The organism is Burkholderia sp. KCJ3K979, assembly GCF_016759955.1.
In the GTDB taxonomy this organism is placed as follows: Bacteria; Pseudomonadota; Gammaproteobacteria; order Burkholderiales; family Burkholderiaceae; genus Burkholderia; species Burkholderia orbicola.
The window spans coordinates 1-452 of record NZ_JACFYV010000473.1; the positions used below are offsets into that span (position 1 = coordinate 1).

At 47.8% G+C, this 452-nt stretch carries 1 protein-coding gene; it reads right to left on the reverse strand.

The genetic code is table 11. The features are described from left to right. Positions 1-257: 257 nt before the first annotated feature. Positions 258-452 (reverse strand): hypothetical protein (locus tag H3O04_RS35695; protein ID WP_202589550.1); only part of this gene is annotated, 195 nt, incomplete at its 5' end.

A 452-nucleotide genomic window follows, 5' to 3' on the forward strand; every position in this document is an offset into this window, starting at 1 on the left:
GCGCCTGGTTAGCCACCAGCCAGCTTCCCGCGCCGTTTATGCTATCGACAACATTCAAATCTTCCATTCAATATTCCTTTTCAACTGACTCAAAATGGAGAAATACACTCCGCCGCCTTATGACGGGCAGTCTGACAAGGGTAAACAATAAAGCATAATTTTGCCAAATAGATCACAGATTTCTCATCTGTATCACCTTGCTTTTGGCGAAAAAAAGACCCGCAGAGCGGGCCTTGAGATAAGCAGAAAGGAATATCTTACAGAACGTCGATCGCGTTCAGTTCCTGGAATGCTTTTTCCAGACGAGCGATCATCGAAGTCTGACCGGCACGCAGCCATACGCGCGGATCGTAGTATTTCTTGTTCGGCTGATCTTCGCCTTTCGGGTTGCCCAGCTGGCCTTGCAGGTAAGCTTCGTTTTCTTTGTAGTAGTTCAGAACACCTTCCCAGGT